Source organism: Bradyrhizobium macuxiense, from assembly GCF_001542415.1.
In the GTDB taxonomy this organism is placed as follows: domain Bacteria; phylum Pseudomonadota; class Alphaproteobacteria; order Rhizobiales; family Xanthobacteraceae; genus Bradyrhizobium; species Bradyrhizobium macuxiense.
The window spans coordinates 1-5,864 of the sequence record NZ_LNCU01000110.1; the positions used below are offsets into that span (position 1 = coordinate 1).

A 5,864-nucleotide genomic window follows, 5' to 3' on the forward strand; every position below is an offset into this window, starting at 1 on the left:
GGAGAACCGCGGCGCCGATCCCGACGCGCAGTATTCCTACGAGGACGATCGCGAGGAGGCGGAGCGCTACGCGCCGCAGCAGCAACAGCCGCGGACGCGGATCGGCAACGCCGATCGCGAGCCGAAGAAGATCCGCACCGGCTCGATGTTCCCGTTCAAGACCGCGATCGTGATCGGCATCGTGCTGATCCTGGTCGGCGCCGGCCTGCTCTGGGGCAAGCCGGCCTACACCTATGTGAGCAGCTATGTCAGCAGCCTGTTCAACAGATCGTCTCCGGCCGTCGAGGCGCCGAAGGATGCGTCGGCGCCGGCCGTGAAGCCGAAGATCGCCGACCGCGTCGGCCAGCCGTCGGCGTCGGGCGAGCCGATCGCACCCGTCGCGCAGCGCGTGGTGCTCTATGACGAGGATCCGTCCGATCCCAAGGGCAAGCAATATGTCGGCACCGTGGTGTGGCGCACCGAACAGGTCAAGGCGTCCGGCAACCAGCAGCCCGACATCGCCGTGCGCGCCGACATCGACATCCCCGAGCGCAAGTTCAAGATGACGATGTCGTTCCGCCGCAACACCGACACATCGCTGCCGGCGAGCCACACCGCGGAGCTGACCTTCATCCTGCCGCCGGACTTCGCCAATGGCGGCGTCGGCAACGTGCCGGGCATCCTGATGAAGTCGAACGAGCAGGCCCGTGGCACGCCGCTGGCGGGGCTTGCCGTCAAGGTCACCGACGGCTTCTTCCTGGTCGGCCTCTCCAACGTCGACGCCGACCGCTCGCGCAACCTGCAGCTCCTGAAGGAGCGCTCGTGGTTCGACGTGCCGCTGGTCTACACCAACCAGCGCCGCGCCATCATCGCGATCGAAAAGGGCGCTCCCGGCGAGCGCGCCTTCAACGAAGCGTTCGCGGCCTGGGGGGAGTGAGCGCTCCCGCCTGAGCTTGCTCACCGTCGTCCCCCGGCTTCGGCCGGGCGATCCAGTATTCCAGAGAGGCCAGACGCGCTTCGATTGGCTGCCGCGGATTGAATGCCCCAGCCGAGCGAGAGCATGACGCGGGCGCCCCCCCTTCGAATTTCCCCCTAGAACCCCTACCCCACTGAGCTACACTCGCGTCGTCTAGGGCAAGGGCGCGCCATGAAACGCTATCTGATCTTCGCAGCCATCGGGCCGTTCGTCGGCGGCTTCCTGCTGCTGCTCGCGACCACCTACCAGTCGGGTTACTGGACCGATACGCATGGCGGCGAGGTTGCAAAGCTGTTCGTCGTGTTCGCGAAGTCGCTGCAATACAATTATCTGTTCGGCATCGTGCCGGCGATGATGTTCGGCGCGATCGACGACATCCTGATGCACGTGCGGTCGATCTCGCCCGTGGTGCGGATGCTGATCATCGGCGCGGTCACGTTCATCGCAGCGGCTTTGGCGTATGCCTCGCACGGGCCGGACAGCGGCGTCGCGCAGTTCATCCTCTACGGGCTCGTCGGCTTCGTGCCGGGCGTGATCTCGTCCTGGGTGGCGCACAAATACGCCGAAGAGCCGCGACAGCCGGCGGCACCGGTATCGGCCCAGCACTGACGGGACACCGGCATTCCGCTTCCACCGCCATGTCGCGAGAAGGCGAAGCCGTGTCCCATTCACATCTGTCATCGCCCGGCTCGCCGCCTTCGCTAAAGCTTCGGCGCGCCAGGGGTTCAGGGCCTCGTCGAAGCCTTGGCGTAGACGGGACCGGGCGATCCAGTACGCCGCGGCCTCTCAATTTGAATTCGAAGGCCTCTGGAATACTGGATCACCCGTATGCGCGGGTGATGACACTGTACTCGGGTGATGACACCGTACTGTTTGATAGCCGCGCTGTTTGACACGTGAATCGGAAATCCCATGAATCGGCAATTCCATGACAATCGGAAACCCCGTGACGCCTCCACGTGACACAGTGGTAATGTGCCGCAACTTGCACTGTCCGAATGAGTTACCCATGTGATTGATATGACCGAGGACGACATCTTCACGCCCAACCGAGCGCGATCGCGGCCGCCTTTCGGTGGAGCGCAGGCGCGCAGCAAGGTCATTGACCAGGATGGTCGCGAGATCCCGGACGGCGCGCCGTTTCAGCCGTTTGACGGATTCCACTTCGATTTCCGTACCTCCAGTGCCAATCCGTTCGGCAATCTGACGCGCGAGCAGCGGCTGGCACGGCTCGAGGTGATCGCGAAGCTGCTTGACGTCGCCTTTGTGCTGCCCGGCACCAAGATCCGTTACGGCATCGACGGCATTATCGGTCTCGTTCCCATCATCGGCGACATCATCACGACGGCAATCTCGCTGTGGCTGGTGCGCGAGGCGCGGCTGCTCGGTGCACCCTGGCACATTACCGCGCGGATGCTCGCCAACGTCGCGGTCGACGGCGTGGTCGGCATGGTGCCGGTTGCGGGCGACGCGTTCGACGTCATGTTCCGCGCCAACATCCGTAACGTGCGGCTGTTGCGCCGCTGGCTCGACAAGCAGCCGCGGATGTAGCGCGCAAAACAAAAGCCCCCGGAAATGTCCGAGGGCTTTTCGTTAAGATCAGGAGAAGCAGTTACGCGGCGTCGGCGTCGGTCTGGGCCGGCGCGGGGCGCGGGCGGCGCGGCAGCGGGAACGACTCGCTCTCATACAGCGAGCGGATGCCGTTCTGGTCGAAACGGGCTTCCTCGACCTGCAGGTAGGCGCCGTTCAGCGAATCCGCCGGCAGCTCTTCCATCGCAAAGCGCACGGCTTCGGCGGCAGTGCCGAAACGGCGGTACGCGAAACCAGCCCGCTTCTTCTTGCGGATCGCGGCAGGAAACAGCTCGGCGGACGTATTAAAGTTGAACGGACGCAGGGGACGCATGGTCGACGACCTCTTGTGTTTTTGGCGCTAGCGCGGCGATTGGGATTTTTGGGCACGACGGGCTGCAAAACGGCGGCGCGCCGTACGTGTCATTTCGACCCCTAATATAGGCCTCTTTGACAGAAATGCGACCCCAGAACCGCCCCGACAAGGCACATGATGAATCCGCGCATGGCGCGGGAACCGGCCAGATAAGTCATTTTACTTCAATGGCTTACGCCAACTACAGCTTGTCGAACCAGGTCAGGATCGCAACCACGATCAAAATCACCCCGAAAAGGCCCATTCCGGAGTGGCCGAGGCCGTAGCCATAGCCGCGGATCCGGCCGCTATAGCCCCCGAGCAGGATGATCAGCAGGAGGATGATGAGGATCAGTCCAAGCGACATAGCGCCCTCCTCAAAACAGACGGCAGCCGCACGGCGAGACGCCATGGCCCCGCAAACGCATCAAAGCACATTCCGGCCTGCGAGTCTTGATCGGCCTGCCAACCACGCCGGGGGTGGGACGCGGCCAATTCCTGCCCTGGTCGATCGGGAGCCGCAAATGGCCAAAACAGAACCCCGCGCGGCCAGTTGTCGGTCGCGCGGGGCGGTAAGGGTCTTGTTCTCGATGGCTGCGGGTCAGGTCCGCGCGTGGCGATCCGTGATCGCTACTTCTCCTCGTTCAGCTTCAGCGCCGCCGAGTTGATGCAGTAGCGCAGGCCGGTCGGGCCGGGGCCGTCGTTGAAGACATGGCCGAGATGGCCCTCGCATTTCGAGCACAGCACCTCGGTGCGGATCATGCCGTGGCTGACGTCGCGCTCCTCGTCGATATGGCTCTCGACCGCCGGCTTGGAGAAGCTCGGCCAGCCGCAGCCGGAGTCGAACTTCTGGTCGGACTCGAACAGCGCCTGCCCGCAGCCCGCGCAGACATAGGTGCCCTTGCGCGGATCATGCTCGTATTCGCCGGTGAAGGGCCGCTCGGTCGCCTTCTCGCGCAGCACGGCGTACTGCATCGGCGTCAGCTCCTTGCGCCACTCGGCTTCGCTCTTGCGGACCTTGCCGTCAGTCTTGGTGTCGGACATTCAACCTCCTTTGCGAGAAGCTCAATTGGTGGCCTTGGTGCTGCTCACCAGCGTCGGCTTCTCGATGTAGCTCTCCGCGAAGATCTTCTTCAGGTTCTCGACCTTCGGGATGTCGTTATACGCAATATAGGGTTGGTTGGGGTGCAGCGTCAGATAGTCCTGGTGGTAGCCTTCCGCCGGGTAGAACGCCTGCAGCGCGCCGACCTTGGTCACGATCGGTTTCTTGTAGACCTTAGCCGCATTGAGCTGGCCGATATAGGCGTCGGCCACGTTCTTCTGCTCGTCGCTGGTGGTGAAGATCGCCGAGCGATATTGCGTGCCGGTGTCCGGGCCCTGGCGGTTCAGCTGGGTCGGGTCGTGCACCACCGAGAAGAAGATCTGCAGGATCTTGCCGTAGGAGATCTTCTGCGGATTGTATTTGATCTCGACCGACTCCGCGTGACCGGTGGTGCCGGTCGACACGGTTTCATATTCGGCGGTCGCCTTGCTGCCGCCGGAATAGCCGGAGACCGCGCTGACGACGCCGGCAGTGTGCTGGAACACGCCCTGCACGCCCCAGAAGCAGCCACCCGACAGCACGGCGGTCTGGACGCCGGTCTCGTGCGCATCGGTCGCGGGGGGCGGAATGATCACCGCGTCTTCGGCGGCGAGCGACGGCGCGACGGCAAAGGCGGCGACGGCCAGCGCGCCGATCGTGGCGGCGTACAGCGAGAGGCGGCTGAGGGAGCGACGGGACATGAGTTTCCTCGTGGGATCGCGGTTGGGGGCCAGTTTAGAGCGAGGGCCGGCATTCGCAATCGGCCAGGCTCGCCCCGACGCCTCAAGATACGGCCGAGACGGGCGCCTTGTTACGGCCGCTGCCACACGGTTTCGTGAGCAAAAATGCTGACGATTCAAGGCGCGGCGACACGGCAAACCCTCATGGTGAGGAGCGCGGAACGCGCGTCTCGAACCATGAGGCCCGAGTCGCACCCGCGGCCCATCCTTCGAGACGCGGCCTTGCGGCCGCTCCTCAGAGTCTGACTCAAAAAGCGTGTTGGGGCCTGGCGAGGCGTCTGATCAGGAGCCTGAGATGGGCGACGAGAAGCCAAGCGACTTCGGTTGCCGCGGAGCCCTCGAAGTCCTTGGCGAGACGACGGCACCTGCCGAACCAGGCAAAGGTACGCTCGACGACCCAGCGTCGGGGTAAGAGCTGGAAGCCTTTGACGCCGGGTGGCCGCTGGACAATATCGATGGTCCATTGGCCGCAATGGGACAGTGCGTCGAGCAGCTGTTTGCCGCGATAGACTCGGTCAGCAAAGACATGCTGAAGCCTGGGGAAGTGTTCTCTCAGATGTTCCAGCAGAGGGACAGCACCGTGGACATCCTGAACGTTGGCGGGATGCACGTGGACTGCCAGCAGCAGACCATTGGTGTCAGTGACGATGTGCCGCTTACGTCCATGAAGGCGCTTGCCGGGGTCGAAGCCGCGTGGCCCGCCGGCCTGCGTCGTCGGAGCCGTCTGGCTATCGATGACGGCAGCCGTCGGTCCCGGCTTGCGCCCGAGTTTCCGCCGCGCTTGCCGGACCAAGGCTCCGACGATCCGGTGCCACCGGCCACTGTCGCGCCAGGCATAAAAATAGCCTTGGACCGTCGAGTATGGCGGGAACTCGCTCGGCAGGGCTCGCCATTGGCAGCCCGTCGACAAAATGTAGAAGATCGCCTGCACGACCTCGCGCAAATCGACTTCCCGCGGGCGTCCTCGTCGCTGTCGCGCCGGCATCTTCCGGGATATCAGCGCCCACTCCGCATCGGTCAGATCGCTTGTGTAGCGCAGCCCTTTGCGTTGATACTCGACACGAGTGATTTCGGTCCACGGCATCGTACCCTCCCTCGAATCTTCGCAAATCCGAAGGAATCACAGCCAACCGAAATCACTCACTCCTTTTTCAGTCAGGCTCT

The 5,864-nt window shown here is 63.8% G+C and carries 7 protein-coding genes and 1 pseudogene; 3 read left to right on the plus strand and 5 right to left on the minus strand.

Features of this window, described 5'->3' with window-relative positions; all coding sequences use genetic code 11:
- The 3 genes and pseudogenes from AS156_RS33445 to AS156_RS33455 form a co-directional block, all read left to right on the plus strand.
- Nucleotides 1-916: pseudogene (locus AS156_RS33445) on the plus strand (hypothetical protein); the annotation flags it as partial.
- A 210-nt stretch (nucleotides 917-1,126) separates the two neighbouring features.
- Nucleotides 1,127-1,564: a DUF5413 family protein gene (locus AS156_RS33450; protein WP_066513633.1), complete on the plus strand. Its 438-nt coding sequence runs from the start codon at nucleotides 1,127-1,129 to the stop codon at nucleotides 1,562-1,564.
- 411 nt (nucleotides 1,565-1,975) lie between these two features.
- Nucleotides 1,976-2,506: a DUF4112 domain-containing protein gene (locus AS156_RS33455; protein ID WP_066513634.1), complete on the plus strand. Its 531-nt coding sequence runs from the start codon at nucleotides 1,976-1,978 to the stop codon at nucleotides 2,504-2,506.
- 61 nt (nucleotides 2,507-2,567) lie between these two features.
- On the opposite strand, the gene AS156_RS33460 is transcribed toward AS156_RS33455, so the two are convergent.
- The 5 genes from AS156_RS33460 to AS156_RS33475 form a co-directional block, all read right to left on the minus strand.
- Nucleotides 2,568-2,858 (minus strand): hypothetical protein, encoded by a 291-nt coding sequence (locus AS156_RS33460; RefSeq protein ID WP_066513635.1) that lies wholly within the window; start codon nucleotides 2,856-2,858, stop codon nucleotides 2,568-2,570.
- Nucleotides 2,859-3,081: 223 nt separating this feature from the next.
- Nucleotides 3,082-3,246 (minus strand): DUF3309 family protein, encoded by a 165-nt coding sequence (locus tag AS156_RS41520; protein WP_082747891.1) that lies wholly within the window; start codon nucleotides 3,244-3,246, stop codon nucleotides 3,082-3,084.
- 263 nt (nucleotides 3,247-3,509) lie between these two features.
- Complete coding sequence (msrB, locus tag AS156_RS33465) at nucleotides 3,510-3,923, minus strand: peptide-methionine (R)-S-oxide reductase MsrB (RefSeq protein ID WP_066513636.1); 414 nt, start codon at nucleotides 3,921-3,923, stop codon at nucleotides 3,510-3,512.
- Nucleotides 3,924-3,944: 21 nt separating this feature from the next.
- Nucleotides 3,945-4,661 (minus strand): peptide-methionine (S)-S-oxide reductase MsrA, encoded by a 717-nt coding sequence (gene msrA, locus AS156_RS33470; protein ID WP_066513637.1) that lies wholly within the window; start codon nucleotides 4,659-4,661, stop codon nucleotides 3,945-3,947.
- A 286-nt stretch (nucleotides 4,662-4,947) separates the two neighbouring features.
- The gene (locus AS156_RS33475) at nucleotides 4,948-5,784 is read right to left on the minus strand and encodes an IS5 family transposase (protein WP_066499812.1); all 837 of its coding nucleotides are present in this window, start codon (nucleotides 5,782-5,784) and stop codon (nucleotides 4,948-4,950) included.
- Nucleotides 5,785-5,864 lie beyond the last annotated feature (80 nt).